At 72.6% G+C, this 25934-nt stretch carries 24 protein-coding genes; 11 read left to right on the forward strand and 13 right to left on the reverse strand.

The features are described from left to right. Positions 1-3: 3 nt before the first annotated feature. The 6 genes from tal to Mam01_RS13270 all read left to right on the forward strand — a co-directional run bounded on the left by tal (position 4) and on the right by Mam01_RS13270 (position 7638). Positions 4-1107, forward strand: a complete 1104-nt coding sequence (tal, locus tag Mam01_RS13245; protein ID WP_150934629.1) for a transaldolase — start codon at positions 4-6, stop codon at positions 1105-1107. A 7-nt stretch (positions 1108-1114) separates the two neighbouring features. Beyond that, positions 1115-2740 carry a phosphoglucose isomerase-related protein gene (locus tag Mam01_RS13250; protein ID WP_204285634.1) on the forward strand — a complete coding sequence of 542 codons (1626 nt, stop codon included), beginning with the start codon at positions 1115-1117 and terminating at the stop codon, positions 2738-2740. Positions 2741-2786: 46 nt separating this feature from the next. Beyond that, on the forward strand, positions 2787-4460 hold the full coding sequence (gene zwf, locus Mam01_RS13255) for a glucose-6-phosphate dehydrogenase (RefSeq protein ID WP_204285635.1): 1674 nt from the start codon (positions 2787-2789) through the stop codon (positions 4458-4460). Next, on the forward strand, positions 4457-5404 hold the full coding sequence (locus tag Mam01_RS13260) for a glucose-6-phosphate dehydrogenase assembly protein OpcA (RefSeq protein WP_239101268.1): 948 nt from the start codon (positions 4457-4459) through the stop codon (positions 5402-5404). Before zwf ends, Mam01_RS13260 begins: the two co-directional genes overlap by 4 nt. Then, entirely contained in the window at positions 5401-6180 is a 780-nt protein-coding gene (gene pgl, locus Mam01_RS13265; RefSeq protein WP_204285636.1) for a 6-phosphogluconolactonase, read from the forward strand. Before Mam01_RS13260 ends, pgl begins: the two co-directional genes overlap by 4 nt. Before the next feature lie 207 nt (positions 6181-6387). Beyond that, positions 6388-7638, forward strand: coding sequence for an ROK family transcriptional regulator (locus Mam01_RS13270; RefSeq protein WP_204285637.1), 1251 nt, complete (start codon positions 6388-6390; stop codon positions 7636-7638). Between the two features lie 17 nt (positions 7639-7655). On the opposite strand, the gene Mam01_RS13275 is transcribed toward Mam01_RS13270, so the two are convergent. Both Mam01_RS13275 and Mam01_RS13280 read right to left on the reverse strand, forming a co-directional pair. After that, positions 7656-8519 carry a hypothetical protein gene (locus tag Mam01_RS13275; RefSeq protein ID WP_204285638.1) on the reverse strand — a complete coding sequence of 288 codons (864 nt, stop codon included), beginning with the start codon at positions 8517-8519 and terminating at the stop codon, positions 7656-7658. Between the two features lie 99 nt (positions 8520-8618). Then, positions 8619-10142 (reverse strand): SMP-30/gluconolactonase/LRE family protein, encoded by a 1524-nt coding sequence (locus tag Mam01_RS13280; RefSeq protein WP_204285639.1) that lies wholly within the window; start codon positions 10140-10142, stop codon positions 8619-8621. Between the two features lie 253 nt (positions 10143-10395). On the opposite strand from Mam01_RS13280, the gene Mam01_RS13285 reads away from it, so the two are divergent. Further along, positions 10396-10584, forward strand: coding sequence for a hypothetical protein (locus tag Mam01_RS13285; protein WP_204285640.1), 189 nt, complete (start codon positions 10396-10398; stop codon positions 10582-10584). Between the two features lie 35 nt (positions 10585-10619). Here Mam01_RS13285 and Mam01_RS13290 read toward each other — a convergent pair whose 3' ends face one another. Continuing rightward, on the reverse strand, positions 10620-11684 hold the full coding sequence (locus Mam01_RS13290; RefSeq protein WP_204285641.1) for a GNAT family N-acetyltransferase: 1065 nt from the start codon (positions 11682-11684) through the stop codon (positions 10620-10622). Positions 11685-11879: 195 nt separating this feature from the next. Here Mam01_RS13290 and Mam01_RS13295 point away from each other — a divergent pair, with 195 nt between their 5' ends. Further along, positions 11880-13277: an NAD(P)/FAD-dependent oxidoreductase gene (locus Mam01_RS13295; RefSeq protein ID WP_204285642.1), complete on the forward strand. Its 1398-nt coding sequence runs from the start codon at positions 11880-11882 to the stop codon at positions 13275-13277. A 52-nt stretch (positions 13278-13329) separates the two neighbouring features. Further along, the gene (locus tag Mam01_RS13300) at positions 13330-14934 is read left to right on the forward strand and encodes an amidohydrolase (protein WP_204285643.1); all 1605 of its coding nucleotides are present in this window, start codon (positions 13330-13332) and stop codon (positions 14932-14934) included. Positions 14935-14956: 22 nt separating this feature from the next. Here the strand turns inward: Mam01_RS13300 and Mam01_RS13305 are convergent, their stop codons facing one another. Beyond that, positions 14957-15925 carry an MBL fold metallo-hydrolase gene (locus tag Mam01_RS13305; protein ID WP_239101269.1) on the reverse strand — a complete coding sequence of 323 codons (969 nt, stop codon included), beginning with the start codon at positions 15923-15925 and terminating at the stop codon, positions 14957-14959. 116 nt (positions 15926-16041) lie between these two features. On the opposite strand from Mam01_RS13305, the gene Mam01_RS13310 reads away from it, so the two are divergent. Next, on the forward strand, positions 16042-16926 hold the full coding sequence (locus Mam01_RS13310) for a LysR family transcriptional regulator (RefSeq protein ID WP_204285644.1): 885 nt from the start codon (positions 16042-16044) through the stop codon (positions 16924-16926). Between the two features lie 42 nt (positions 16927-16968). Here the strand turns inward: Mam01_RS13310 and Mam01_RS13315 are convergent, their stop codons facing one another. Then, a complete protein-coding gene (locus Mam01_RS13315; RefSeq protein ID WP_204285645.1) occupies positions 16969-18120 on the reverse strand; it encodes an FAD-dependent oxidoreductase in 1152 nt (383 codons plus the stop codon). An 80-nt stretch (positions 18121-18200) separates the two neighbouring features. Between Mam01_RS13315 and Mam01_RS13320 the strand changes: the two genes are divergently transcribed. Next, entirely contained in the window at positions 18201-18668 is a 468-nt protein-coding gene (locus tag Mam01_RS13320) for a MarR family winged helix-turn-helix transcriptional regulator (RefSeq protein ID WP_204285646.1), read from the forward strand. 205 nt (positions 18669-18873) lie between these two features. Here the strand turns inward: Mam01_RS13320 and Mam01_RS13325 are convergent, their stop codons facing one another. The 8 genes from Mam01_RS13325 to rapZ all read right to left on the reverse strand — a co-directional run bounded on the left by Mam01_RS13325 (position 18874) and on the right by rapZ (position 25856). Continuing rightward, positions 18874-19221: an RNA polymerase-binding protein RbpA gene (locus tag Mam01_RS13325; RefSeq protein WP_111699330.1), complete on the reverse strand. Its 348-nt coding sequence runs from the start codon at positions 19219-19221 to the stop codon at positions 18874-18876. 72 nt (positions 19222-19293) lie between these two features. Further along, complete coding sequence (secG, locus tag Mam01_RS13330) at positions 19294-19524, reverse strand: preprotein translocase subunit SecG (protein WP_204285647.1); 231 nt, start codon at positions 19522-19524, stop codon at positions 19294-19296. Positions 19525-19696: 172 nt separating this feature from the next. Next, complete coding sequence (gene tpiA / locus Mam01_RS36580) at positions 19697-20476, reverse strand: triose-phosphate isomerase (protein ID WP_239101270.1); 780 nt, start codon at positions 20474-20476, stop codon at positions 19697-19699. Beyond that, the gene (locus Mam01_RS36585) at positions 20477-21664 is read right to left on the reverse strand and encodes a phosphoglycerate kinase (RefSeq protein ID WP_150934615.1); all 1188 of its coding nucleotides are present in this window, start codon (positions 21662-21664) and stop codon (positions 20477-20479) included. Next, entirely contained in the window at positions 21664-22668 is a 1005-nt protein-coding gene (gene gap, locus Mam01_RS13340) for a type I glyceraldehyde-3-phosphate dehydrogenase (RefSeq protein WP_204285648.1), read from the reverse strand. Before gap ends, Mam01_RS36585 begins: the two co-directional genes overlap by 1 nt. Before the next feature lie 203 nt (positions 22669-22871). Beyond that, positions 22872-23852, reverse strand: coding sequence for a DNA-binding protein WhiA (gene whiA, locus Mam01_RS13345; protein WP_204285649.1), 981 nt, complete (start codon positions 23850-23852; stop codon positions 22872-22874). Positions 23853-23915: 63 nt separating this feature from the next. Then, positions 23916-24896, reverse strand: coding sequence for a gluconeogenesis factor YvcK family protein (locus Mam01_RS13350; RefSeq protein WP_204285650.1), 981 nt, complete (start codon positions 24894-24896; stop codon positions 23916-23918). Between the two features lie 90 nt (positions 24897-24986). Beyond that, positions 24987-25856, reverse strand: coding sequence for an RNase adapter RapZ (gene rapZ / locus Mam01_RS13355; RefSeq protein WP_204285651.1), 870 nt, complete (start codon positions 25854-25856; stop codon positions 24987-24989). Between the last annotated feature and the right edge of the window lie 78 nt (positions 25857-25934).

Consider the following 25934-nt stretch of genomic DNA (forward strand, 5'->3'; position numbering starts at 1 on the left):
AGGATGAATGAGAACCTGAAGCGGCTGTCCGACGCCGGAGTCTCCATCTGGCTCGACGACATCAGCCGGGAGCGGCTGCGCTCCGGCAACCTCTCCGCCCTGATTCGCGACAAGAACGTGACCGGGGTCACCTCCAACCCCACGATCTTCGCCTCCGCGCTCAGCAAGGGCGACGCGTACGACGCGCAGCTGCGCGACCTCGCCACGCGCGGGGTGACGGTCGAGGAGGCCGTACGCGCGATCACCACGTTCGACATCCGCTGGGCGGCCGACGTGCTGCGGCCGGTCTTCGACGCCACCCGCGGCGTCGACGGGCGCGTGTCGATCGAGGTGGACCCGCGCCTGGCCCGCCGGACCGACGCGACCATCGCCGAGGCCCGCGCGCTGTGGTGGATGGTCGACCGGCCGAACGTGCACATCAAGATCCCCGCGACGGTCGAGGGCCTGCCGGCGATCACCCAGGCCATCGCCGAGGGCATCAGCGTCAACGTCACGCTGATCTTCTCGCTGGAGCGCTACCGCCAGGTGCTCGACGCCTGGCTGAGCGGGCTGGAGAAGGCGAAGGCCAACGGTCTCGACCTGGCCACGATCGAGTCGGTCGCGTCGTTCTTCGTCAGCCGCGTGGACACCGAGATCGACTCCCGCCTCGACAAGATCGGCACGCCGGAGGCCGCCGAGCTGAAGGGCCGGGCCGCGGTGGCCAACGCCCGCCTGGCGTACGCCGCGTACGAGGAGGTCATGAACTCCCCGCGCTGGCAGACGCTGCGCGCGGCGGGCGCGCACCCGCAGCGTCCGCTGTGGGCGTCCACGGGCGTGAAGAACCCCGACTTCCCCGACACCCTGTACGTCGAGCAACTGGTCACCGCGGGAGTGGTGAACACGATGCCCGAGAAGACGCTGGACGCCTCGGCCGACCACGGCCGGATCTCCGGCGACACCATCCGCCCCTTCTACCAGCAGGCGTGGGACGTGATGGCCTCGCTCAAGCAGGCCGGCATCGACTACGACGACGTCGTCCGCGCGCTGGAGGAGGAGGGCGTCGAGAAGTTCGAGACGTCCTGGGGCGAGCTGCTGGAGACCGTCGACGGCGAGCTGCGGAAGGCCTGATCTTCATATGACTATCGAGGTGACCCTCGGCGACGAGGCGGACGCCGTCGGCGCTGTCAGGGACAAGCTCGTGGCCGAGGGGGTGCCCGCGGCTCTCGCCGCGGGCGACCCCGCCCTCTGGGGGCCGCAGGCGCAGCCCGAGGCCGCGATCCGGCTGGGCTGGCTCGGCCTGCCGAACACGAGCCGGGAGCTGCTGCCGCAGATCGCGACGCTGGTCGAGCGGGCCCGCGCCGCGGGCCTGGACCACGTCGTGCTCGCCGGGATGGGCGGCTCCTCCCTCGCCCCCGAGGTGATCTGCGCCACCGAGGACGTCCCGCTGACCGTCCTCGACACCACCGACCCGCACCAGGTGCGCCGGGCGCTCGCCGACCGGCTCGACCGTACGATCGTCGTGGTGTCGAGCAAGAGCGGCGGCACGGTCGAGACCGACAGCCACCGGCGCGTCTACGAGCAGGCGTTCCGCGACGCGGGCATCGACCCGGCCGAGCGGATCGTGGTCGTCACCGACCCGGGCTCGCCGCTGGAGCGGACGGCCAACGAGGCCGGCTATCCGGTGGTCCTCGCCGACCCGAACGTCGGCGGCCGCTACAGCGCGCTCACCGCGTTCGGCCTGGTGCCGAGCGCCCTGGCGGGCGCCGACGTGACGAAGCTGCTCGACGACGCCGCCGCCGTCGCGCCGCTGCTCGCCCAGGACGAGGGCAACCCCGGCCTCGACCTCGGCGCGCTTCTCGGCGCGCAGGCCCTGCGCGGGCGCGACAAGCTGATCCTGCGGGACGCGATGTCCGACATCACCGGCCTGCCGGACTGGATCGAGCAGCTCATCGCCGAGTCGACCGGCAAGGAGGGCAAGGGCGTCCTGCCCGTCGTCGGCGCCGAGGCGGCCGAGGCCGACGACCAGTTCCTCGTCTCGATCGGCCCCGACAGCGGCACGACCGTCGACGGGCCGCTCGGCGCGCAGTTCCTGGTCTGGGAGTACGCCACGGCGGTCGCGGGCCGGGTGCTCGGGATCAACCCGTTCGACCAGCCGAACGTCGCCGAGTCGAAGGAGAACACGACCCGGCTCCTGGAGGAGGCCGGAGACGGCCCCCTGCCGACCGGCACGCCGATGCTCACCGACGGCCCGGTCGAGGTGTACGGCGACGTCCCCGGCGACCTGAAGAATCTCGCCGACGTCCTCACCTGGCTGCTGCGTTCGATCCCCGAGCGCGGCTACCTGGCGATCATGGCCTACCTCGACCGCGAGGCGGCGTTCGACGCGGCGGTCGTCGGCGAGGCGTCCTTCGAGGAGATGACCGAGACGTGGGCGAGCGCCGACGTCGCCACCCTGCGGGCGCTGCTCGACTACCGGACCGACCACGCCGTCACGTTCGGCTGGGGACCGCGCTTCCTGCACTCGACCGGCCAGTACCACAAGGGCGGGCCGTCGGAAGGCGTGTTCCTGCAGGTCACCGGGGCCGTGACGGACGACGTCGAGGTGCCGGGCAAGCCCTACACGCTGGGCAGGCTCCAGCTCGCGCAGGCGCTGGGCGACCTGGGGGCCCTGACCTCCCGGGGCAGGCCGGCCGTGCGCCTGCACCTGACCGACCGCGTCGCCGGAGTCAGGCACCTGCTCTCCGTGGCCGAGGAGCTCTGACCATGCGATGCGCTACCGGCGACGGGCCCGTCCCCCGGGAGGAGACATGACGGAGCAGCAGGCGCCCCGGGCCGAGGACGACCGCGCGGCGCCGGACCAGGCTGTCGACCAGGTCCACGACGTGGCGCTGCCGGTGGCGGAGCACGCGGCGGTGACCGCCGCGCAGGCCGCCACCACCACCGCCACGACCGACCTGACCACGGAGGCCAACCCGCTGCGCGACCCGCGCGACCGGCGTCTGCCGCGGGTCGCCGGGCCCTGCGTGCTGGTGCTGTTCGGCGTCACCGGAGACCTCGCCAAGCGCAAGCTGCTGCCGGCGATCTACGACCTGGGGAACCGGGGGCTGCTGCCCCCGGGCTTCTCCCTGGTCGGCTTCGCCCGCCGCGACTGGGCGCACGAGGACTTCGCGCAGGTCACGTACGAGGCGGTCAAGGAGCACGCGCGGACGCCGTTCCGCGAGGAGGTCTGGAAGCAGCTCAGCGAGGGCATCCACTTCTGCCCCGGCGAGTTCGGCGACGACGGCGCCTTCGACGTGCTCTCCATGATGCTCAAGGAGATCGACGAGACCCGGGGCACGGGCGGCAACTACGCCTTCTACCTGTCGGTGCCGCCGAAGTTCTTCCCGGTCGTCGTCGAGCAGCTCAAGCGGACCGACCTCGCCAAGGCCCCCGACGGGTCCTGGCGCCGGGTGGTCATCGAGAAGCCGTTCGGGCACGACCTGAAGAGCGCCCGCGAGCTCAACGAGATCACCAGCGCGGTGTTCCCGGAGAGCTCGGTCTTCCGGATCGACCACTACCTCGGCAAGGAGACCGTCCAGAACATCCTGGCGCTCCGGTTCGCCAACACGCTGTACGAGCCGATCTGGAACCGCGGCTACGTCGACCACGTGCAGATCACGATGGCCGAGGACATCGGCATCGGCGGCCGGGCCGGCTACTACGACGGCATCGGCGCGGCCCGCGACGTGATCCAGAACCACCTGCTGCAGCTCCTGGCGCTCGTCGCGATGGAGGACCCCACGTCCTTCGACGCCGACGCCCTCCGCCGGGAGAAGGAGAAGGTGCTGCGGGCGGTCAGGCTGCCCTCCGACCTGTCCACCGGCACGGCCCGCGGGCAGTACGACGGCGGGTGGCAGGGCGGCGAACCCGTCGTCGGCTACCTCGAGGAGCAGGGCATCTCACCCGACTCCACCACCGAGACGTACGCCGCGGTGAAGCTGGAGGTGGCCAACCGCCGGTGGGCGGGGGTGCCGTTCTACCTGCGCACCGGCAAGCGGCTCAGCCGCCGGATGACCGAGGTGGCGGTGGTCTTCCAGCGGGCGCCACATCTGCCGTTCAGCCAGGACGACACCGAGATACTCGGCCACAACGCGCTGGTCATCCGGGTGCAGCCGGACGAGGGCATCACGGTGCGTTTCGGCTCGAAGGTGCCCGGCACGGCGATGGAGGTCAGGGACGTCAACATGGACTTCGCCTACGGCGAGTCGTTCATGGAGTCGTCCCCTGAGGCGTACGAGCGGCTGCTGCTCGACGTGCTCATCGGCGACCCGCCGCTGTTCCCGCACCAGCGGGAGGTGGAGCTGTCCTGGAGCATCCTCGACCCGATCGAGGAGTTCTGGGCCTCCCAGGGCAGGCCGGAGGGGTACGAGTCGGGCTCCTGGGGCCCCGCCTCGGCCGATGCGATGCTGGCCAGGGACGGACGCGCCTGGAGGCGGCTGTGACGACGTTCAACCTGACCGAGACGACCGCGTCGAAGATCTCTTCGACGCTGACCCGGCTGCGGCACCAGATGGGCGCGCCCGCCGTCGGCATGGTGCTGACGCTCGTCGTGGTGGTCGACGAGGCCGGGCAGTACGACGCCCTGCGCGCGGCCACCGACGCGGCGCGCGAGCACCCCTCGCGCATCCTGATCGTGATCAACCGCGACTCGGCCGAGCCCAACCGGCTGGACGCCGAGATCCGGGTCGGCGAGTCGGCGCCGGGCGAGGTCGTGCTGCTGCGCCTGTACGGCGAGCTGACCGAGCACGGCGACTCGGTGATCATGCCGCTGCTGCTCACCGACACGCCGGTGGTGGCGTGGTGGCCGGGCGGCTGTCCCGAGGTTCCCGCGAAGGACGCCATCGGGCACCTGGCCAACCGCAGGATCACCGACGCCAAGTCGGCGCAGGACACCGTGGCCGCCGTCGCCTCCCGGGACGCCAGCTACGTCCCGGGCGACACGGACCTCGCCTGGACCCGGCTGACGCCGTGGCGGAGCCTCCTGGCCGCCGCGTTCGACCAGCCGGTCGGGAAGATCGAGCGGGGCGTCGTGGAGGCCTCGCCGGGCAACCCCAGCGCGCCGCTGCTGGCCGCCTGGCTCTGCGACCGCCTGGAGGCGCCGATCGAGGTCACCGACTCCGGCGGCCCCGGGCTGACCGGGGTGCGGCTGCTGATCGAGGGCGGCGGTGAGATGACGGTGAGCCGGAGCGACGCCCGGCTGGCCACGCTGTCGCGGCCGGGCCACCCGGACCGCAGGGTCGCCCTCGCCCGCCGCCCGACCTCGGAGCTGCTCGCCGAGGAGCTGCGCCGGCTCGACCCGGACGACATCTACGCCGCCACGATCCGCCGTCTGGCCCAGACGAACGAGCAGGCGGATCGTCACGCGAAGAAGGGCAGGCGGTCGTGACCGCCGTCCCCGGGGTCATCGTCCACCGCGACGCCGGGGTGCTGGCCCAGGCCGTGTCCGCCCGCCTCATCACGAGGCTGGTGGACACGCAGGCCGCCCGCGGCTCGGCGCACCTGGTGCTGACCGGCGGCACCGTCGGGATCGCGACGCTCGCGGCACTGGCGGCCACGGCCGCGCACGACGCGATCGACTGGCGGGCGCTCGACATCTGGTGGGGGGACGAGCGGTTCCTGCCGACCGGCCACCCGGAGCGCAACGAAACAGGCGCGCGTGAGGCGCTGCTCGACCACGTCGACGTGGACCCGGAGCGGGTGCACGTCATGCCCGGCCCCGACTCCGGGATGACCGCCGAGGAGGCGGCCGACGCGTACGCGGTGGAGCTCGCCAAGGCGGCCAGGCCGGAGGACCACGGGCCGGTGCCGTCGTTCGACGTGCTGCTGCTGGGCATGGGCCCGGACGGCCACGTCGCCTCGCTGTTCCCGGACAAGCCCGCGGTGTACGAGGAGGAGCGCCCGGTGGTGGCCGTGCACGGCTCCCCCAAGCCTCCCCCGACCCGGCTGTCGCTGACGTTTCCCGCGCTCAGGGCCGCCAGGGAGACCTGGGTCGTGGTGGCCGGCGAGGACAAGGCGCAGGCCGTCCACCTCGCGCTGTCCGGCGCGGGGCCGTTCCAGGTGCCGGCGGCCGGGGCGCGCGGGCGGCAGCGCACGCTGTTCCTGCTCGACCGCGCCGCCGCCGCCAAGATCCCGCCCGGCCTCGGCCGGATCGCCTCACCCTGAATCCTGGTCCGCGAAAGAAGCGGCCGGGCCGGGCATCACGCCCCGCCCGGCCGCTTCGTTTCGCGATCCCCCACAAGCCAAGACTCGCTGAGCCGCCTCGCGGGATGTTCCTGACCGCCACCTCGATTGGTAATCTCACGGGGTGGCAGGGTTCGGTGAGGTCGGCGCGACGGGCTCGTCCGCCCTGCGTGACGGCGACACACGGCGATGACCGCTCCCAGCCCACAGGGTCCGCACGGCTCGCAGGGTCCGCCGACACCGAGGGGCGGCCGGACCCAGGAGGAGATCCGCCGGAGCAACCTCGGCGCCCTGCTGCGGCACGTCCACCTGAACGGCCCGGTCTCCCGCTCCGCGCTCGCCGGCCGGATGGGCCTGAACCGCAGCACGATCATGGCGCTGACCGCCGAGCTCACCGCCGCGGGCCTGGTCCGCGAGGAGCTTCCCGCCGACACCCGCCGGGCGGGCCGGCCGTCGCTGGTGGTGCGGCCCGAGTCGGGCCGGGTGTACGTCCTGGCCTTCGACGTCCGGGTGGACCGGCTGGTCGCCGCCAGGGTGGGGCTCGGCGGGGTCATCCTCGACCGCAGGGAGGCGGTCAGGCGGCGGCGGGCCGACGCCGACCTCGACGACGTGGTCGGCGTGCTGGCGGAGTTCGGCCGGGAACTGCGCCGCGAGGCCGATCCTGGCTCGGTGTGCGCCGGTGTCGGCGCGGCCTACTGCGGCATGATCCGGCCTGCCGACGGGACGGTCCGGTACGGGCCCTACATGGGCTGGGTCGACCAGGCGTTCGGCGACGAGCTCGCGGCCGGGCTCGGGCTGCCGGTCTCGGTGGGCAACGAGGCCCACCTGGGCGCGCTGGCCGAGCACGAGCGCGGGGCCGGCGTCGGCTTCGACAACCTCGTCTACCTGCACGGCGACGTCGGGGTGGGCGGCGGGATCATCGTCGGCGGCAGGCTGCTCGGCGGTGACGGCGGCTACGGCTGCGAGCTCGGGCACATGGTGATCAATCCGTACGACGGGCGGCCCTGCATGTGCGGCTCGCGCGGCTGCCTGGAGGCGGAGGTCGGCGAGCACGCCCTGATCGACGCCGCCGGCCGGTCCGGCGAGCTCACCGGCCGCGAGGGAGTGCGCGCCGTGGTTGCGGCGGCCGGGCGCGGCGACGAGGCGGCCGCGGAGGCGCTGAGAAAGATCGGCGACTGGCTGGGCATCGGGGTGGCCAACCTGATCAACCTCTTCAACCCCGGCCTGGTGATCTTCGGTGGCATGCTCAGGGACGTCTACCCCGGCTCGGCCGAGCACGTCCGCCGCCGGGTGGAGGCCAACGTGCTGCTCATCTCGCGCGAGCGGGTGCGGCTGCGCGTCTCGGCCCTCGGGGACGACGCGACGCTCATCGGCGCCGCCGAGCTGGCGTTCTCCTCCCTCATGACCAGTCCGCTGGAGGCGCTCGCCCACATGCGATGACGCCGGGCCGGGTAGTCTCAGTCCTCGGCGGACCGTGCGGAGTCGAGGGCATCGCGTGCCTCGTCGGCGCGGAGGCGGGCCGAGCGGGCGGCGCGTTCCGCGCCCGTCTCCTCGCGCCGGGCGACGTCGAGCCGGTGGGAGGCGGCATTAAGCTTGTCCTTCGCCTTGGCGAGCCTGGCCGTCAGCGTCTCCACCTTCTCCACGCGCCGCACGTGCTCGCGTACGGCGTCGGCGCGCTCGGCCGCCCAGCCGGCGCGGCTCCGCTCCGCCTCGGCCGCCGCCTTCTCGGCCTCGGCGAGCGCGCGTCCGAGGTCTTCGACCCGTCGCTCGCGTTCCGCCTTCGCGCGCCGCCCTTCCGCCTCCCGGCTCTCACCCGCGCGGCCGGCCTTCCCGGCTGGGCGTACGACGGGGGCCGGGGTGAAGCCGCTGTAGCTGAGGGGGCGGGTCAGCCTGCCCCGGCGCACCTGCTCGGCCGCGTCCTCGTCCACCACGGCGGCGTCGAGGGTCTGTTCGATCTCCAGGTCGGCCCCCGAAGCCAGCGGATGCCCGGCTGCCTCGGCGTTCTCCCGTACGGACCGGACGGCGCGGGCGACGAGCCGGGTGCGTTCGCGGCCGGCCTCCGCGAGCGCCTCGGCGTCCTGGGCGCGCCACGCCTCGCGCAGCCGTCGTCCGAGGTCGAGCAGCGGTTCGAGCAGCCCCTCCCGCCGGGCGGCCTGGTTGACCGCCCAGGCGACGACGGCCGGCCTGCGCAGCGCCTTGATCTGCTTGGCCAGCGCGGCGTCACCGGCGGCCCTCGTCTCCTTCGCCAGGGCGTCCCGGGCCGTGGTGAACTCCTCGGGCACCATGCCGTAGAGCCGGTCCGCCGCCTCGTCGAGGTCCACAGACCACCTCTACCTCAGTTCCCCCCGGCGTTCAAAGGTGTCGACCTCCAGTGTGAGGCGTCCGTCCGGTCGACGGGACGGACGCCTCGCACGCGACCGTCAGTACGGCCAGCCGGGGACGTTCAGCCGGACGCGGTAGAGGCCGAAGTTGCCGGTGTTCCCGCCTCGGGAGGGCGTGCCCGAGGTGATGTACAGCGTCTGGCCGTCGGGGCCGCCGAAGGCGAGGTTGGTGGTGTTCTGCCCGGCGGAGATGGTGCCGATCTGCACGCCGGAGGGCGCGTACACGTGGACCTTCCCGTCGTTGAAGGAGGCCTGGTAGAGGTTGCCGGCGCAGTCGATGGTCACGCCGTCCGAACCGTTCAGGGACGCGAAGTCGGAGCGGGCGCCGACGCTGCCGTCGGAGTTGACGGGCCACTTGTAGATCCGGCCCGTGCCGTTGCCGCCGACGTAGAGCGTCTTGCCGTCAGGGGAGAGCGCGATGCCGTTCGGCTCCCGGATGGTGTCGTCGATCAGCGAGACGACGTTGTTCTTGACCCGGAACACGCCGGTGCGGCCGGACATCTGGTCGGCCCGGTTGGCGCGCTGGAAGTCGGGGTCGGTGAAGTAGACGGTGCCGTCCGCGCCGACGGTGAGGTCGTTGGGCGAGTTGAAGGCGCGGCCCTGGTAGTTGGAGGCGACCACACCGCGGGTCCGGTCGGGCAGGTGGAAGGAGGAGACGCTGCGCTGGTCGTGCGTCGCGGCCAGCAGGGTGCCGCCGTCCCGGGTGAGGGCGAGGCCGTTGCTGCCGGAGCCGGAGATGAAGGTCTGGAAGGTGTTCGGCTCGGTGAACCGCAGCACGTCCGAGGGCTGGACGTTCTCCGACCCGGTGCCGTCGCGCATGAGCGACAGCAGCAGGGTCTGGGTGGCGGAGTCCCAGACCGGGCCCTCCAGGAAGTTGAACCCGTCCCGGATCTTGGTGGCGGTCACCGACGACGACGGCAGCGGGTTGGGGTAGCTCGCGCCCGGCGTGCACGGTCCGACGCCGGGGCGCGGCGTGCCCGACGTGGGGGTGACGGTCGGCGTCGGGGTCGGTGAAGGCGAGACCGTGGGGGTGACCGAGGGCGTCGGCGTGGGGCTCGGCGACGGTGTCGGCGTAGGAGAGGGGGTGACCGTGGGGGTGACGGTGGGAGTGACCGAGGGCGTGGGGGTCGGGCTGAGGGTCACGGGCCCGCTGCACATGGCGCCGTTGAGCCAGAAGGTGGTGGGTATCGGGTTGGCGCCGGTGATGGTCGCCGTGAATCCCATGCCACTGGCCGTGCCGTTGGTGGGGATGGAGCCGTTGTAGGACAGGCTGGTGGCGCTCACACGCGTGCCGGACTGCGTCCAGGTGGCGTTCCAGCCGGACGCGATCTTCTGCCCGGAGTCGGGGAAGTCGAACTCCAGCTTCCAGCTGCTGACCGGGTCACCGAGGTTGGTGATGGCCACGTCGCCCTGGAAGCCGCCGCCCCACTGGTTGGTGATCTTGTAGGTCACCTTGCATCCCGCGGCGGCCGCGGCCGGCATTGTCACCGTCGCGACTCCACCGGCGGCGACCAACGCGGCGGCGAGCCCCGTGGCCGCGGCGGTGGCGAGACTTCGTCTCATCTGGAAGTCCTTTCGGGAACGACGACGGGCGGTTGCCGCCGCGGGTCAGAGTGCCGTCCCGAAATTAGGTCACTGAGCAGGCGGTCGCGATCGGCCGCCCGGTGCGGCGTTCGCCCTGTGAGACGCGGTGTCGTCGTCCGCGTCGCGCCGGCCGGTCACGCGCCACGCCGACGGCCGCCTCAGCCTGGGTGAACGCGGTCGCCGGCCCGTCCGGCGAGCCCGTCGCCGGCCCGAAGGAGCCCAGGCCACGGCGTTGAAACGTTCAGCCCGCGCCAAGCGCGCCGGGGCGTGCGCGGGCGCGACTCGAACGGCCCGCGTCGAGCGCGCGGTGGCGTGCGCAGGCGCGGGCCGGGTGGCCCGGCGCGGTTCCCGGAAGCGGCTGATCCACCTGATCCGCCGTACGCCCGGCGACGGCGGCGACCGTCCTGGTCCGGTGCCCTGAGCAACACCGGACCAGGAGGACCACCCGTGAAAGCGTCAGCTCGGGGATGCCGTCGCCATCACGCCCACGGCGATCCGCCCCTCCATCACACCGGGGTCCTCGGTGTGGGTGAGCGACGCGCCGAGGGAGCTCAGCAGTCTGCGCAGGCGCATGTTGTCGAACAGCAGGGTGACCCGCACCTCGGCGAAGCCGAGGTCCCGCGCCTGGGTGAGGAGCATGCGGGCGAGCGTGCCGCCGAGGCCCCGCCCCTGCCAGCGGTCCTCCACCAGCAGCGCGATCTCGGCGATGCCCGGGTCCGCGGTGAACAGCAGACTCGCGAGGGCCACCACCTGCCCGTCGTGACCGGCGACGAGCGACTGCCCGCGGGCCCGGTCGCACAGCCGGTCGAGCATGCGCGGCGGCAGGTTGGGGTTCGAGGTGAAGTAGCGGAACCGGCGCGTCTCGGGCGAGCAGCGTTCGTGCAGGTCGCGCAGCGCCTCGCGGTACAACGGGGTCAACGGCTTGACCTGCACCTCCGCGCCGTCGGCGAGCCGCACCGGCCCCTCTGCCGCGGACGGCTCGGCCGGCGGCTGCGCCAGCCTCACCATCGCGGCGGCGCGGGCAGCCTCCGTCAGGGTGAACGGGAGCCCGGCGCGGCGCAGCCGGATCGACCGGCGCGGCGCCACGGGCACCACCAGCAGCGTGGGGTCGGGAAGCTCCGGCGTCTCCCCCTCGTTCCGGTCGCCGGGGCGCGCCGCGGCCGCGCCGTACACCCAGCGGGCGTCGTCGGCGCGCAGCAGTTCGCCCAGGATCTCCGGCAGGCGCCAGGGCGCCGACCGCAGCCGGGCGGCGAGCAGCAGCGTACGGGTCGGCTCGTCGGTCAGTTCGTGCGCGGTGGCGGGGACGATCCGCACGCGCCGCCCACCGGCCGCCTCCAGCGCCTCACGCACGGCCTCGGGGGACGCCGGGATCTCCGTGACGAACTCGTCGACCGTGCCGTCCGTGTCGGGCTGCACCGAGAGGCCGAGTATGTTCCCGCCCTTGTCGGCCAGGGCGGCCGCCAGCGACGCCAGCCGTCCCGGCCGCTCGTCCACGGTGGTCCGGATCCGGAAGAACCCCATCGGTGCCACTCCCTCCGTTGCGCTGACCCTCAGCCTGCCGGAGCGCTGTTACACGCTTGCTACACGGCGGTGAGCCGAGCGTTTCCGTTCGGTACGGCACGTTACGACCATGGTTATCCGCACGACTCCTCCCCATTCGCCACGACATCCGTCGCCGAATGGCGACAACAGAACGGATATAGCAGGATGTGTCGCATGAGCGCTCCCCTGTCTCCTGGCTTCGTCAACGGTGAGGTGTCCTTCTGGTACCGGTCGTCCGGGGTCCCGGCGCCCGGCCAGCGCCTCGACGGCGACACGCGGGCCGACGTGGCCGTGGTCGGCGCCGGCTACACCGGCCTGTGGACCGCCTACTACCTGAAGAAGGCCGATCCCTCACTGCGGGTCGTCGTGCTGGAGAAGGAGTTCGCCGGCTTCGGGGCCTCGGGACGCAACGGAGGCTGGCTGACCGGAGCGCTGGCCGGCTCTCCCGAGCGCTACGCGAAGACCCACGGCGCGGACGGCGCCCGGCGGCTGCAGCGCGCGATGTTCGAGTCGATCGACGAGGTGATCCGGGTCGCCGCCGAGGAGGGCATCGACGCCGACATCGTCAAGGGCGGCCTGCTCACCGTCGCGCGGGGCACGGCGCAGGCGCTGCGGCTGCGCGAGGAACTGGCCGGCCAGCGCGAGTGGGGCTGGGGCCCCGAAGACGTCCGGCTGCTGTCCGGCGACGAGATGAACGACCGGCTCAGGGTCGCGGGCGCGGTCGCCGCGACCTGGACCCCCCACTGCGCCCGGATCCAGCCGGCCAAGCTCGCCCGCGGGCTGGCCGCGGCCGTACGGAACCTCGGCGTGGACGTCTACGAGGGCACCCCGGTGACCTCGATCGCCCCCGGCCGGGCGGTCACGCCGTACGGCACGGTGCGGGCGGACCACGTGCTGCGCTGCACCGAGGGGTTCACCGCCGGCATCGACGGCCACCACCGCGACTGGCTGCCGATGAACAGCTCCCTGATCGTGACCGAGCCGCTGCCGCCGGAGGTCTGGGACGAGATCGGCTGGCGGGGCCGCGAACTGCTCGGCGACATGGCGCACTACTACATGTACGCCCAGCGGACCGCCGACGACCGCATCGCGTTCGGCGGCCGGGGCAGGCCGTACCTCTACGGATCGCGGATCGACGAGCGCGGGCACACCCACGCCGGGACCGTGGACGCCCTGTGGGACCTGCTGGTCGCGTTCTTCCCCGCCGTCGCGCGCTCGCGGGTGGCGCACGCCTGGTCAGGCGTGCTCGGCGTGCCGCGCGACTGGTGCTCGGCGGTCCACCTGGACCCGGCGACCGGCCTCGGCTGGGCCGGCGGTTACACGGGCCACGGCGTGACCACCACCAACCTCGCCGGGCGCACGCTGCGCGACCTCGTGCTGCGCCGCGACACCGGCCTCACCCGGATGCCGTGGGTGGACCGGCGGGTGCGCGCCTGGGAGCCCGAGCCGCTGCGCTGGCTCGGCGTCCACTCGATGTACCGTCTCTACCGGCTCGCCGACGCCCGCGAGAACAACGGCATGACCAGGACGTCCGTGCTGGCCCGGATCGCCGACCGGATCACCGGCCACTGACCGCGTCCCGCCCGGCTGTGCACCAGTCACCAGAAAGAAGGACACGACACCCGTGAGTTCCACCCTCCTCTTCCGCGGCGGCCGCGCCTTCACCCCGGACGGCTTCGCCGAGGCGGTGCTCGTCCGCGACGGTGTCATCGCCGCCGTCGGCGCCGAGGCCGACCTCGTACGGCTGGCCCCGGGCGCCGAGCCGGTCGACCTCGGCGGTGGCCTGCTGACGCCGGGGTTCACCGACGCCCACATCCACCCGGTGCAGGCCGGGCTGGAGCGGGCCAAGTGCGACCTGTCCGAGGTGTACGGCCTCGACGCCTACAAAGCTGCGATAGCCGCCTATGCCGCGAAAAATCCGGAGAAGGAGTGGATCGACGGCGGGGGCTGGGACATGGCCGCCTTCCCCGGCGGCCTTCCCCACCGGTCCCAGCTCGACTTCCTCGACCGGCCGGCCTACTTCGTCCAGCGCGACCACCACGCGGCGTGGGTCAACACCCGGGCCCTGGAGCTCGCCGGGATCACCGCGGACACCCCCGACCCCGCCGACGGCCGCATCGAGCGCGACCCCGACGGCACGCCGAGCGGCGTGCTGCACGAGGGGGCGATGGACCTCGTCGGCCTGCTCACCCCCCGCCCGACCCCGGCCGACGTCGACGCCGCCCTGATGGACGCGCAGGCCCACCTGTTCTCCCTCGGCATCACCGGCTGGCAGGACGCCATCGTCGGCTCGTACGCCGGGTCGGACGACCAGCTTCCCGCCTACCTGTCCGCGGCGTCCTCCGGGCGGCTGAAGGCACGGGTGGTCGGTGCCCTGTGGTGGGACCGCGCCCAGGGCGCCGAGCAGATCCCCGGCCTGGTCGAGCGGCGGGCCATGGCCGAGGGCCTGGACCGGTTCCGGGCGACCTCCGTGAAGATCATGCAGGACGGCATCCCGGAGAACTTCACCGCCGCCGTCATCGAGCCCTACTGCCGCTGCGGCGGAACCGGCCTGTCGTACGTCGACCCCGCCCTGCTCGGCGGGTACGTCAAGGAACTGGACGCCCAGGGCTTCCAGGTGCACTTCCACGCCATCGGCGAGCGGGCCGTGCGGGAGGCGCTCGACGCGCTGACCGGCACCGACCCCGCCAACCGCCACCACATAGCGCACGTGCAGATCATCACGCCGCAGGACGTGCCGCGGTTCGCCGAGATCGGCGTGACGGCCAACCTCCAGCCGCTGTGGGCGACGCACCACCTGCAGATGGACGAGCTGTGCATCCCCTACCTGGGCGAGGAGCGGGCGTCCTGGCAGTACCCGTTCGCCGACCTCGTACGGCACGGCACCCGCCTCGCCGGGGGCTCCGACTGGCCCGTCTCCTCGGCCAACCCGATGGAGGCGATGCACGTGGCGGTCAACCGCACCGAGCCGGGCAGCTCGGTCCACGCGACCTACCCCACCGCGCAGACGCCGTTCCTGCCGGAGCAGAGCCTCGGCCTGCGGACGGTCATGACCGCCTACACCGAGGGATCGGCCTGGATCAACCGCTCCCCCGCCGGTGTGATCGAGGCGGGCCGCCCGGCCGACCTCGTCGTCCTCGACCGCGACCCCTTCGCCCTCGACCCGAAGGACATCTGGACGACCAGGGTCGTCATGACCTTCCTCGACGGCGAACAGGTGCACGGCTGACGGGACGGGCGGCCCGCGTGCGTCACGCGGGGTGCTCGGACGCGGGGTGCTGGGAGCCAGGGTGCTCGGACGCGGGGTGCTCGGCGCACAGGCAGCCGACGCCCTTCTCGATCCACTCCCGGCCGTCCCACTCCGGGTGCCGCTCGATCATGAGCGCCCGCACCTCCTCGGCGATCGTCTGCTCGCTCACGGCGGAGTCCCGGCGCGCCCAGGTCTCGTCGCGCAGCAGTTCGAGGTAGTCGCGCACGTCGGCGAGCAACTCCGGGCCACCGAGGTCGCCGTGGCCGGGCACGACCACCCGCGGCGACGCGTCGGCCAGCCGCCGCATCACCGCGATCCAGCGGGTGCCGGACACGTCGGTGTCGTACGGCGGGAACCAGGGGAAGATGGCGAACTGCCCGGCCTCCACGAGATCGCCGGTGAACATCACCCCGGCGTCGGGGACCGTGACCACCTGGTCGCCCCTGCTGTGCGCCCGGCCGGTCGCCCGCAGCCGCACCGTCCGCCCGCCCAGGTCGAGGTCGTACGCGTCGTCGTAGACGACGTCCGGGACGGCGATCTCGACGCCCGCGAGCTGCCGGGCCACCGGTTCGCCGAGGCCCCTGAACATCTCCAGGTAGGCGGCGCCCTTCGTGGCCAGGTCGTCGGCCTGGGCCCGGTTGACCAGGAACGTCGCCTCCCCGGCGAACGCCTGCGCGCCGAAGGCGTGCTCCGGGTGGAAGTGCGTCGTGGTCAGATACAGTCTGCGGCCCGCCGCGTACTCCGCCGCGAACCCGAGCACGGTCTCGGCGTTCCGCGGGCCCATCCCGGTCTCGACGACCAGCACGGAGTGCGTGCCGCCGATCACGCCGATGTTGGGCACCAGCTGGACCCGCCGGTTGGGGATCACCACCAGGTCGCGGGCGAGCTCCCACACCTCCTCGATCCGCACGACGGGCTCGGACAGCGGGCGTTCGGATCGCATGGGTTCGGACGGCGAGTATTCGGGCATGGCGTTCACTCCTCGGAGAGCCTGACAACCGGGCCGCACCAGTCCAGTACGGGCCGCTCCGGCGGGTCCAACACCGGTTGCGTACGCCCGATACCGTGCCGGTATCGTCGCCGGTGATGGACCTACGCTCGCTGCGCTATTTCGTGGCCGTCGCCGAGGAGCGGCACTTCGGGCGGGCCGCCGCCCGGCTGCACATGACCCAGCCGCCGCTGAGCCGCGCCGTGAGGCAGTTGGAAACCGACCTCGGCGTCCTCCTGCTGCACCGGTCGCCGGCGGGCGTCACGCCGACCGCCGCCGGCGCCGCGCTCTACGACGAGGCCCGTGCGCTGCTGGAGCAGGCGGAGCGGGCACGCGCCCGGGTCGCCGCCGCGGCCGGCGCCGCCACCTTGACCATCGGCACGCTCGCGGACAGCGCCGAGCAGGCCGGAGCACGGCTCGCCGCGGCCTTCCGCCGGCGTCACCCCGGAGTCCGGGTCCGCGTCCGCGAAGCCGACTTCACCGACCCGACCACGGGCCTTCGGGCGGGCCTCGTCGACGTCGCCCTCACCAGGGCGCCGTTCGACGACTCCGGGATCACCACCCGCCTGCTGCGCGCCGATCCCATGGGGGTGGTCCTGCGGACCGATGACCCGCTCGCCCGCCGCGAGACCGTACGGCTGAGCGATCTCGCCGGTCGCCGGTGGTTCCGGCTGCCCGAGGACACCGACCCCGTCTGGCGCGCCTACTGGAACGCCTCCCCACCCGGCGGCGAACTCCGGGACGGCCCGGTGGTGCGCACCGTCCACGAGTGCCTGCAGGCCGTTCTGTGGAGCGGCACGGTCGGGCTGGCGCCCGCGGCCCACACGCTGCCCGAGGGGCTCACGTCGGTCCCGCTGGCCGACATGCCGCCCAGCCGCCTCGTCCTGGCCTGGAACAGCGCCGACGCCAACCCGCTGGTGCGTTCGTTCGGCCACATCGCCGCGGCCGTGTACCGCTCCGCGCACGGGGAACCAGCGCTGTGAAGGGCCGTACGGCGGGGAGATGGCCGCGTGCCCGTCGCCGGTTCAGCCGGACCGGCGGGGCATGAACGGCTGGTCGCGGGAGGCGGCGACGGCCGCGAAGCCGTACCGGAGCATCTCCCGCTCGTAGTCCGCCAGGGCGGAGAGCGGCGGCACGTCCCGGGCGGCGGCCTCGGCCAGCGTGCGGGTGAGCAGAGCGGCGTCGCGGAGCGTGACGTTGGCGCCCTCCCCCCGCCCGGGAGACATGCTGTGGATCGCGTCTCCGAGCAGGGTGACGTTCCCGGTGGTCCAGGGCTCGACGGGCCGGGCGGTCCGGAGCGCGACGGGGAAGGTGGCGGGCACGTCGGCCTCCTCGACGATCCCCCGGGCCGCGGGATGGAAGCCGGCGATCGCCTCCAGGGCCGCCCGGTGCAGCGTGGCGGCATCGGCCTGCCGCAGGCTCGCCGCGTTCCCCCAGCCGCCGTCGCACGACACCTGCCAGGCGAAGTAGGCCGGCACCGGAGTGAGCCGTGCGGCGGGAGACCCCGATGGCGCTTCGCCGGCCCGGCAGGTGGCGACCGAAAGCGCCGGGCCGGCGGGATCGATCAGCCGGTTGAAGGTGTCCACGAGTATCCCAGGCACCCGCTCCAGCATCCCGGGCGTGATCGGTGTGCGGCCGTAGACGAACACGCCGGCGTCGTCGACCACCGCCTCGGGCAGCAACTGGCGGCGCACCCGGGAGCCGGTCCCGTCCGCGCCGACGAGCAGGTCGCCTGTGGCGGAGGTCCCGTCGGCGAAGTGCGCGCGGACGCGGCCGTCCGCCAGGTGGTCGTACCGGACGAACTCCGCGCCGAAGCGGACGATCCCGTCCAACCCGGCGAGGAGGATCTCCCGCAGCGTGAGCCGGTTCACCCCGAAGAAGCGGTCCCGCGGGAGGGGCGGAATGGGCTTTTCGAACTTGGGGACGAGGCGGTGGTCGAGGAACGCCATCCGCGTGGCCGGGCGCAGGGACGTCGCCACGCACAGGTCGAACAGGTCGTCCGGCAGGCAGGCGCGCAGGCCCGCGCTGCCGTCCTCCTTGATGGAGATGCGCCAGCCCTGGCCGCGGAAGAACGGCGAGCCGTCGCGTTCGTAGAGGGCGACGCCGACGCCGGCCTTCCTGAGCCCCTGGGCGAGGGACAGGCCGCCGATGCCGCCGCCGATGATCAGTACCTGCATACGGGTCCTTTCGGTGGGCCGGTCCAGCGTACGACAATAGCTGTCACGACAGCAACAGTCGCGTCAGTTAGCATGCGGGGATGACGAACGACCGACGGATGCCCGGGGGCGACGGCGTCCCGATCCAGCTCGTGCTCGGGGGCGGGTCCCTGCTCAACCAGGTGGGGCGCGAACTGCGCACGGTGGTGGACGGCATGCTGGCGCCGTACGACCTGACGGCCCAGCAGGCGGCGCTGCTGCTGAGCGCGGCGCGGCAGGAGACCAGCCCCAACCGGCTCGCGCCCGAGCTGGGCACCGACACCGCGGGCATGACGAGGCTGCTCGACCGGCTGGAGGCGAAGGGCCTGGTGCGGCGGCGCCGGCACCCGGACGACCGCCGGTCGGTCGTCGTCGAGGTGACCGGGCAGGGCCGCGCGCTCGTGCCGCGGCTCGCGCCCGTGTTCGGCAGGGCGAGCGCCCGGCTGCTCGCCGGTCTCTCGGAGGAGGAGGTGCGCCTGCTCACGGCACTGCTGGAGCGAATGCTGCGCAACCTCAGACAGGACGCCTGAACGGCCCGCCCGCGAGAGCCGGCTGCGTGCAGGACCGGCGTGGGCGGAACGGCGGTGTGGGCGGAAACGCGAAAGCCCGGAGCCGTGAAGGCTCCGGGCCTGCTCAGGTTGCCGGGACCACTCTCGCGGCCCCGGGCACCCGGTTACTTCCTCGTCGTCCGCGGATCGATGATCCCCGCGGACGCCGTCCGGGCGACCTCGCCGGTCAGTAGATCGGGCGGGAGGAGGAGCGCAGCCGCTCCAGCGCCTCGGCGAGGATCTGCGCGCCGTCCTTGTCGCTGCGGCGCTCCTTCACGTACGCGAGGTGCGTCTTGTACGGCTCGTTGCGCGGCGGAGCCGGAGGGTTCGACTGGTCCTGCCCGGCCGGCAGCCCGCACCGCGGGCAGTCCCAGAACTCGGGGACGGCCGCGTCGCTGGCGAAGCTCGGGCGCGTCTCGTGCATGTTGGCGCACCAGAACGGGACCCGCACACGGGGGGCGGCCTCGCCGCGTTCGGCCTCTCCCATGGGGCCGGCGCCGACTCGGCTGCCACGGATCGCGTTGCCACTACCCACCGATGAACTCCTTGCTCGATCGCCCCGCGGACGGGGGAAGGTGAATCTCTGTCACGCGTGGCCGGAGACCGTCTACGGCTTGAGCAGCAGGCCCAGCGCGATGATGCAGACGAACCAGACGGTGCCCGTGATGACGGTCAGGCGGTCGAGGTTGCGCTCGACCACCGACGATCCGCCGAAGGACGACGAGAAGCCGCCGCCGAACAGGTCGGACAGGCCGCCGCCCTTGCCCTTGTGAAGCAGCACGAGCAGCACCATCAAGGCGCTCGCCAGGATGAGGGCGATGGAGATTCCGATTATCACCGTAGACCTGTTCCTAATATCCGGGCGTGCACGACGCGGTGCACGGCGTCATCAACGTGCGAGTGCACGATGCCGTCAGCGTTGCGGATGCACGATGCCATCAGCGTGACGATTCATTTGTGTCCTTCGAGGGTACGACTTGTTGTCAAGTCGCACCCCCCGAACGGCACAGCTAGCCGGAGACTTCGCCGAAACGGCAGATCTTGACGTACTCCACCGCATCGAGGCTGGCCCCTCCGACGAGGGCGCCGTCGATGTCGGCTTCCGCCATGATCCCGGCGACGTTGTCCGACTTCACCGAGCCACCGTAAAGGATACGGACAGCGGCGGCCACATCGTCACCGTAGAGCTCGGCGAGTCGCGTCCTGATTGCGCCGCACACCTCCTGGGCGTCCTTCGGGGTGGCGACCTCGCCGGTCCCGATCGCCCAGACCGGCTCGTACGCGACCACGATCGACTTCACCTGGTCGGCGGGCACGCCGTCCAGCGCGCCGTCGAGCTGCGCCAGCGTGTGCTCGACCTGGCGGCCCTCCTGGCGCACCGGCAGCCCTTCGCCCACACACAGGATGGGCGTCAGCGAGTGCCGGTAGGCGGCCTTGACCTTGGCGTTGCACAGCGCGTCGTCCTCGCCGTGGTACTGCCGCCGCTCCGAGTGACCCACGAGGACGTAGGCGCAGCCGAGCTTGCCCAGCATCGCCCCGGAGATCTCCCCGGTGTACGCCCCGGAGTCCTGCGCGGACAGGTCCTGCGCGCCGTAGGCGATGCGCAGCTTGTCGGCGTCCACCAGCGTCTGCACGCTGCGCAGGTCGGTGAACGGCGGGATGACCGCCACCTCCGCCCTGTCGTGGTCGCGGTCGTTCAGCGAGAACGCCAGCTTCTGCACCAGGTTGATGGCCTCGAGGTGGTTGAGGTTCATCTTCCAGTTGCCGGCGAAAAGCGGCTTGCGCGCCATCTAGTCCTCCAGCGCCGCGAGTCCGGGCAGCGTCTTGCCTTCGAGGTACTCGAGGCTGGCGCCGCCACCGGTGGAAATGTGCGAGAAGCCGTCCTCGGGCAGCCCGAGCCTGCGTACGGCCGCGGCGGAGTCGCCGCCGCCGACCACGGTGAACGCCTCGGACGCCACCAGCGCCTCGGCCACCGCGCGGGTGCCGCCGGAGAACGCGTCGAACTCGAACACGCCCATCGGGCCGTTCCAGAACACGGTCCGCGCGTCGGCCAGCTTGGAGGCGAACAGCTCACGGGTGCGGGGGCCGATGTCGAGGCCCTCACGGTCGGCCGGGATCGCGGTGGCCTCCACGACGTCGTGCGGGGCGTCGGCCCCGAACTCGGTCGCGGCCAGCACGTCGACCGGCAGCACCAGCTCGACCCCGCGGGAGGCCGCCTCGTCGAGGAAGCCCTTCACCTGGTCGATCTGGTCCTCCTGCAGCAGCGACTTGCCCACCTCGTGGCCCTGGGCCTTGAGGAAGGTGTAAGCCATGCCGCCGCCGATGAGCAGGCGGTCCACCTTGGCCAGCAGGTTGGCGATCACGCCGAGCTTGTCGGAGACCTTCGCGCCGCCCAGGACGACGACGTACGGCCTGGCCGGGTCCTCGGTGAGCCTGCGCAGCACGTCGACCTCGGCGAGGACCAGGTCGCCCGCCGCGTGCGGCAGCCGCTTGGGCAGGTCGTAGACGCTGGCGTGCTTGCGGTGCACGGCGCCGAAGCCGTCGCCGACGTAGACGTCGGCGAGGGCGGCGAGCCGCTCCGCGAACTCGGCCCTGACCGCGTCGTCCTTGGACTCCTCGCCCGGCTCGAAGCGCAGGTTCTCCAGCAGGGCGACCTGCCCGTCCTGAAGGCCCGCGACCACGCTCTGGGCCGACTCGCCGACCGTGTCGGAGGCGAACGCCACGTCCTCGCCGAGCAGCTCGGCCAGCCGCCGGGAGACCGGGGCGAGCGAGTACTTCGGCGTGACGGAGCCCTTGGGCCGGCCGAGGTGCGCGGCGACGACGACCTTCGCGCCGCGCTCCAGCAGCTTCCTGATCGTCGGCACCGACGCGCGGATGCGCCCGTCGTCGGTGATCGTCTCCCCGTCGAGGGGGACGTTGAGGTCGGCGCGCACGAACACGCGCCGGCCCTTCACGTCGAGCTCGTCGATTCCGATCATCAGAGGGAGGCGCCCACGAACTCGATGAGGTCACCGAGGCGGTTGGAGTAGCCCCACTCGTTGTCGTACCAGCCGACGACCTTGACCTGGTTGCCGATGACCTTGGTGAGACCGGCGTCGAAGATGCAGGACGACGGGTCGGTGACGATGTCGCTGGAGACGATCTCGTCCTCGGTGTAGGTCAGGAAGCCCTTGAGCGGGCCCTCGGCGGCGGCCTTCAGCGCGGCGTTGACCTCCTCGACGGAGGTCTCGCGGCCCACCTCGACGGTCAGGTCGGTGGCCGAGCCCGTCGGGATCGGCACCCGCAGCGCGTAGCCGTCGAGCTTGCCCTTGAGCTCGGGCAGGACCAGGCCGATGGCCTTGGCGGCGCCGGTGGAGGTCGGGACGATGTTCAGCGCGGCGGCGCGGGCGCGGCGCAGGTCCTTGTGCGGGCCGTCCTGCAGGTTCTGGTCCTGCGTGTAGGCGTGGATGGTGGTCATCAGACCCTTCTCGATACCGAAGGTGTCGTTGATGACCTTGGCCATCGGGGCCAGGCAGTTGGTGGTGCAGGAGGCGTTCGAGATGATCGTGTGAGCCGCCGGGTCGTACTTGTCGTGGTTCACGCCCATGACGATCGTCACGTCTTCGTTCTTCGCCGGCGCGGAGATGATGACCTTCTTCGCGCCGTTGTCGGCGTGCACCTTGGCCTTGGCGGCGTCGGTGAACAGACCGGTCGACTCGACGACGACGTCGACGCCCAGGTCGCCCCAGGGCAGCTTGGCCGGGTCGCGCTCGGCGAAGGCCTTGATCGCCTTGCCGTCGACGGTGATCTCGTCAGCCGAGGACTTGACCTCGTACGGCAGGCGGCCCAGGATGCTGTCGTACTTCAGCAGGTGGGCCAGCGTGGCGTTGTCGGTGAGGTCGTTGACGGCCACGACCTCGATGTCCTTGCCGCTGGCCGCCACAGCGCGCCAGAAGTTGCGGCCGATACGGCCGAAGCCGTTGACGCCTACGCGGATGCTCACGGATCCGATCTCCTCGTACGTCGTGCGCCGGTGTACCGGCGCCAGGGCTGTGTTAAACCTCAATGACAGACCCTATCGGACCCAAATTGGTGTAGACCACGGGGCCGTGTTTTGGCGGCGTGTCCGGCCCCGCGAGCCGGTGAACGGCTCCGTTCTCCCAGGCGGCGGCCCCGGAAACCCTCCCGGCGACGGCCGGGAGCGGGTCAGTGCGCGAGCATGTCGGCGGTGAGGTTGGCCTCGGTGTTGGCGATGCCGAGGTCCTGGGCGCGCTTGTCGGCCATGGCGAGCAGCCGCCGGATGCGCCCCGCGATGGCGTCCTTGGTCAGCGGCGGGTCGGCGATCTGGCCCAGCTCCTCCAGGGACGCCTGCTTGTGCTCCACCCGGAGCCGGCCCGCGATCACCAGGTGCTCGGGGGCGTCGTCGCCGAGGATCTCCAGTGCGCGCTGGACCCTCGCCCCCGCCGCCACGGCCGCCCGGGCGGACCTGCGGAGGTTGGCGTCGTCGAAGTTGGCCAGGCGGTTGGCGGTGGCCCGCACCTCGCGACGCATCCGCCGCTCCTCCCAGGCCAGCACGCTGTCGTGCGCGCCGAGCCGGGTCAGCAGCGCGCTGATCGCGTCGCCGTCGCGCACGACCACCCGGTCGACCCCGCGCACCTCACGGGCCTTGGCGTGGATCTTCAGGCGCCGGGCGGAGCCGACCAGGGCCAGCGCCGCCTCCGGCCCGGGGCAGGTCACCTCCAGCGACATCGACCGGCCCGGCTCGGTCAGCGAGCCGTGGGCGAGGAAGGCTCCCCGCCAGGCCGCCTCGGCGTCGCAGGTGGCGCCGGACACGACCTGCCGGGGCAGGCCGCGCACCGGCCGGCCGTGGTTGTCGATGAGACCGGTCTGCCGGGCGAGCGCCTCGCCGTCCTTGTAGACCCGTACGACGTAGCGCGAGCCCTTGCGCAGCCCGGCCGGGGCCAGCACGAGCACCTCGGCCTTGTGGCCGAAGACCTCCCCGATGTCCTTGATGAGCCGGCGGGCCGTGGCGTTGGTGTCGAGCTCGGCCTCGATCACGATCCGCCCGCCCACGAGGTGCAGCCCGCTGGCGAACCGCAGCAGCGTCGACACCTCGGCCTTGCGGCAGCACGGCTTGAGCACCGGAAGGCGGCTCAGCTCGTCTTTCACCACGCCCGTCATGGCCATCTGCGCGTGTCCTCCCCCAAACAGACTCTGCCCGTCAGTCTCTCGCACCTTGGGAGCAGGCAATCACCGCTTCGCGCGGAAAATCTCGGCCAGGACAGCGGCAAGTCGTGGTCCGTCGTGCCGGGCAGATCCGTCAGACGCTGCCACATCGGCCAGAACGACCCGGGCGCCCATCGCCCCCGCGGCCTTCTCCAGCGCCCTCGCGTCGCCCACGACCGCACGGTCGGCGACCACCGCGTCGAGGAGCAGGGCGGGGGCGTGCTCCCTGAGCACCTCCAGGTGCCGTTCGGGGGAGAAACCATCGGTCTCGCCGGCCTGCGGCGCCAGGTTGAGGATCAGCAACCGGCGGGCGGCGCTCTCGTGCAGCGCCCGGGCGAGCTCGGGCACCTTGAGGTGCGGCAGCACGCTGGTGAACCACGACCCCGGCCCGAAGACCACCCAGTCGGCGGCCTCGATGGCCTCGATCGCCTGGGGACAGGCGGGCGGGTCGGGCGGCAGCAGCGAGATGGAGCGCACCCGGCCGGGCGTCAGCGCGCAGGCGACCTGCCCGCGCACCGTCGTGACGGCGCCGTCCAGCTCGACCTCCGCCTGGATGTCGAGCGGCACCGACGCCATCGGCAGCACCCGGCCGTGGGCGCCGAGCAGCCGGCCCACCCACTCCAGGCCGACGACGGGGTCCTCCAGGAGCTCCCACAGGGCGACGATGAGCAGGTTGCCGACGGCGTGCCCGTGCAGGTCGCCCTCGCTGCGGAAACGGTGCTGGACCACCTCGCTCCAGGTCCTGCCCCACTCGTCGTCGCCGCACAGGGCCGCGAGCGCCATCCGCAGGTCGCCGGGGGGCAGGACGCCGAGCTCACGCCTGAGACGGCCGCTGGAGCCGCCGTCGTCGGCGACGGTCACCACGGCCGACAGATCATCGGTGACGGTCCTGAGGGCCGACAGGGAGGCGTACAGGCCGTGACCGCCGCCGAGCGCGACGACCTTGGGACCGCTGCTCGCGGGTGCCGCGTCATTCCGGGGGCCGCTGAGGGGGTCGTTCAGCATCCAGTCACCGTACGCCCCTTCCGGCGTGATTCGCCCTACATGCGTCGTCACGCGAGCATGACGGAGGACTCCGTGCCGGGCGGGCGAGGTCTACTCGCGGCCCACGTCCCGGTGGCTGACCTGGACGTCCATGCCGCGGTCGCGGAAGCGGGCGCCGAGTTGCTCGGCCATCGCCACGCTGCGGTGCTTGCCGCCGGTGCAGCCGACGGCGAGGGTGGCGTAGCTCTTGCCCTCGCGGGCGTATCCGGCGGCCACCACGCCGAAGACCTCCTCGTAGCCGTCGAGGAACTCCTTGGCGCCGGGCTGGCCGAGCACATAGTCGCGCACGGGCGCGTCGAGGCCGTTCATCGGCCGCAGCTCCGGCACCCAGTGGGGATTGGGCAGGAACCGGCAGTCGACCACGAGGTCGGCGTCGACCGGCATGCCGTACTTGTAGCCGAAGGACACCACGTTCACCTTGAGGCCGGGACGGTCCTCGCCGCCGAAGAACGAAACGATCTTCTTGCGCAGCTCGTGGACGTTCAGCAGGGACGTGTCGATGACCAGGTCGGCGTTGGCGCGGATCTCGCGGAGGATGCCGCGCTCGCGGTCGATCCCGTCGACGAGCCGCCCGTCGCCCTGCAGGGGGTGGGGCCGCCGCACGTTCTCGAACCTGCGCACCAGCCCCTCGTCGCTGGCTTCGAGGAACACCACCCGGACGCCGACGCCGCGCCCGTCGAGTTCCTTGATCGCGGCGTTGAGGTCGGTGGTGAAGGCGAGGCTGCGCACGTCCACCACGGCCGCGACCCGGTCGGCGGCCACGTTCACCCGGCCCGCCTCCTCGGCGAGCGAGGACAGCAGGCCGGGCGGCAGGTTGTCGATGACGAACCAGCCGAGGTCCTCCAGAGCCTTCGCAGCGGTGCTGCGCCCCGCGCCCGACATTCCCGTGATCACCACGAATGCCGGCTCAGTCGTGCTCATCGCCCGCTCACCGCCTTGCCGCCCGATGTCCAGCCCAACCTATCAACCGGCCGTCCCGCGGCACCCCGCGACGCACCC

Source organism: Microbispora amethystogenes, assembly GCF_016863015.1.
GTDB lineage: Bacteria > Actinomycetota > Actinomycetes > Streptosporangiales > Streptosporangiaceae > Microbispora > Microbispora amethystogenes.

Bases quoted from the DNA above. Each gene is read 5' to 3' on its own strand.
- Mam01_RS13315 (WP_204285645.1), bottom strand. From the start codon at position 18,120: ATGCAGGTACTGATCATCGGCGGCGGCATCGGCGGCCTGTCCCTCGCC.
- zwf (WP_204285635.1), top strand. From the start codon at position 2,787: ATGACGGAGCAGCAGGCGCCCCGGGCCGAGGACGACCGCGCGGCGCCG.
- Mam01_RS13320 (WP_204285646.1), top strand. From the start codon at position 18,201: ATGACGAACGACCGACGGATGCCCGGGGGCGACGGCGTCCCGATCCAG.
- Mam01_RS13270 (WP_204285637.1), top strand. From the start codon at position 6,388: ATGACCGCTCCCAGCCCACAGGGTCCGCACGGCTCGCAGGGTCCGCCG.
- Mam01_RS13305 (WP_239101269.1), bottom strand. From the start codon at position 15,925: ATGCCCGAATACTCGCCGTCCGAACCCATGCGATCCGAACGCCCGCTG.
- rapZ (WP_204285651.1), bottom strand. From the start codon at position 25,856: ATGAGCACGACTGAGCCGGCATTCGTGGTGATCACGGGAATGTCGGGC.
- Mam01_RS13295 (WP_204285642.1), top strand. From the start codon at position 11,880: ATGAGCGCTCCCCTGTCTCCTGGCTTCGTCAACGGTGAGGTGTCCTTC.
- Mam01_RS13350 (WP_204285650.1), bottom strand. From the start codon at position 24,896: ATGCTGAACGACCCCCTCAGCGGCCCCCGGAATGACGCGGCACCCGCG.
- Mam01_RS36585 (WP_150934615.1), bottom strand. From the start codon at position 21,664: ATGATCGGAATCGACGAGCTCGACGTGAAGGGCCGGCGCGTGTTCGTG.
- Mam01_RS13250 (WP_204285634.1), top strand. From the start codon at position 1,115: ATGACTATCGAGGTGACCCTCGGCGACGAGGCGGACGCCGTCGGCGCT.
- whiA (WP_204285649.1), bottom strand. From the start codon at position 23,852: ATGGCCATGACGGGCGTGGTGAAAGACGAGCTGAGCCGCCTTCCGGTG.
- Mam01_RS13280 (WP_204285639.1), bottom strand. From the start codon at position 10,142: ATGAGACGAAGTCTCGCCACCGCCGCGGCCACGGGGCTCGCCGCCGCG.
- Mam01_RS13310 (WP_204285644.1), top strand. From the start codon at position 16,042: ATGGACCTACGCTCGCTGCGCTATTTCGTGGCCGTCGCCGAGGAGCGG.
- Mam01_RS13290 (WP_204285641.1), bottom strand. From the start codon at position 11,684: ATGGGGTTCTTCCGGATCCGGACCACCGTGGACGAGCGGCCGGGACGG.
- tal (WP_150934629.1), top strand. From the start codon at position 4: ATGAATGAGAACCTGAAGCGGCTGTCCGACGCCGGAGTCTCCATCTGG.
- tpiA (WP_239101270.1), bottom strand. From the start codon at position 20,476: ATGGCGCGCAAGCCGCTTTTCGCCGGCAACTGGAAGATGAACCTCAAC.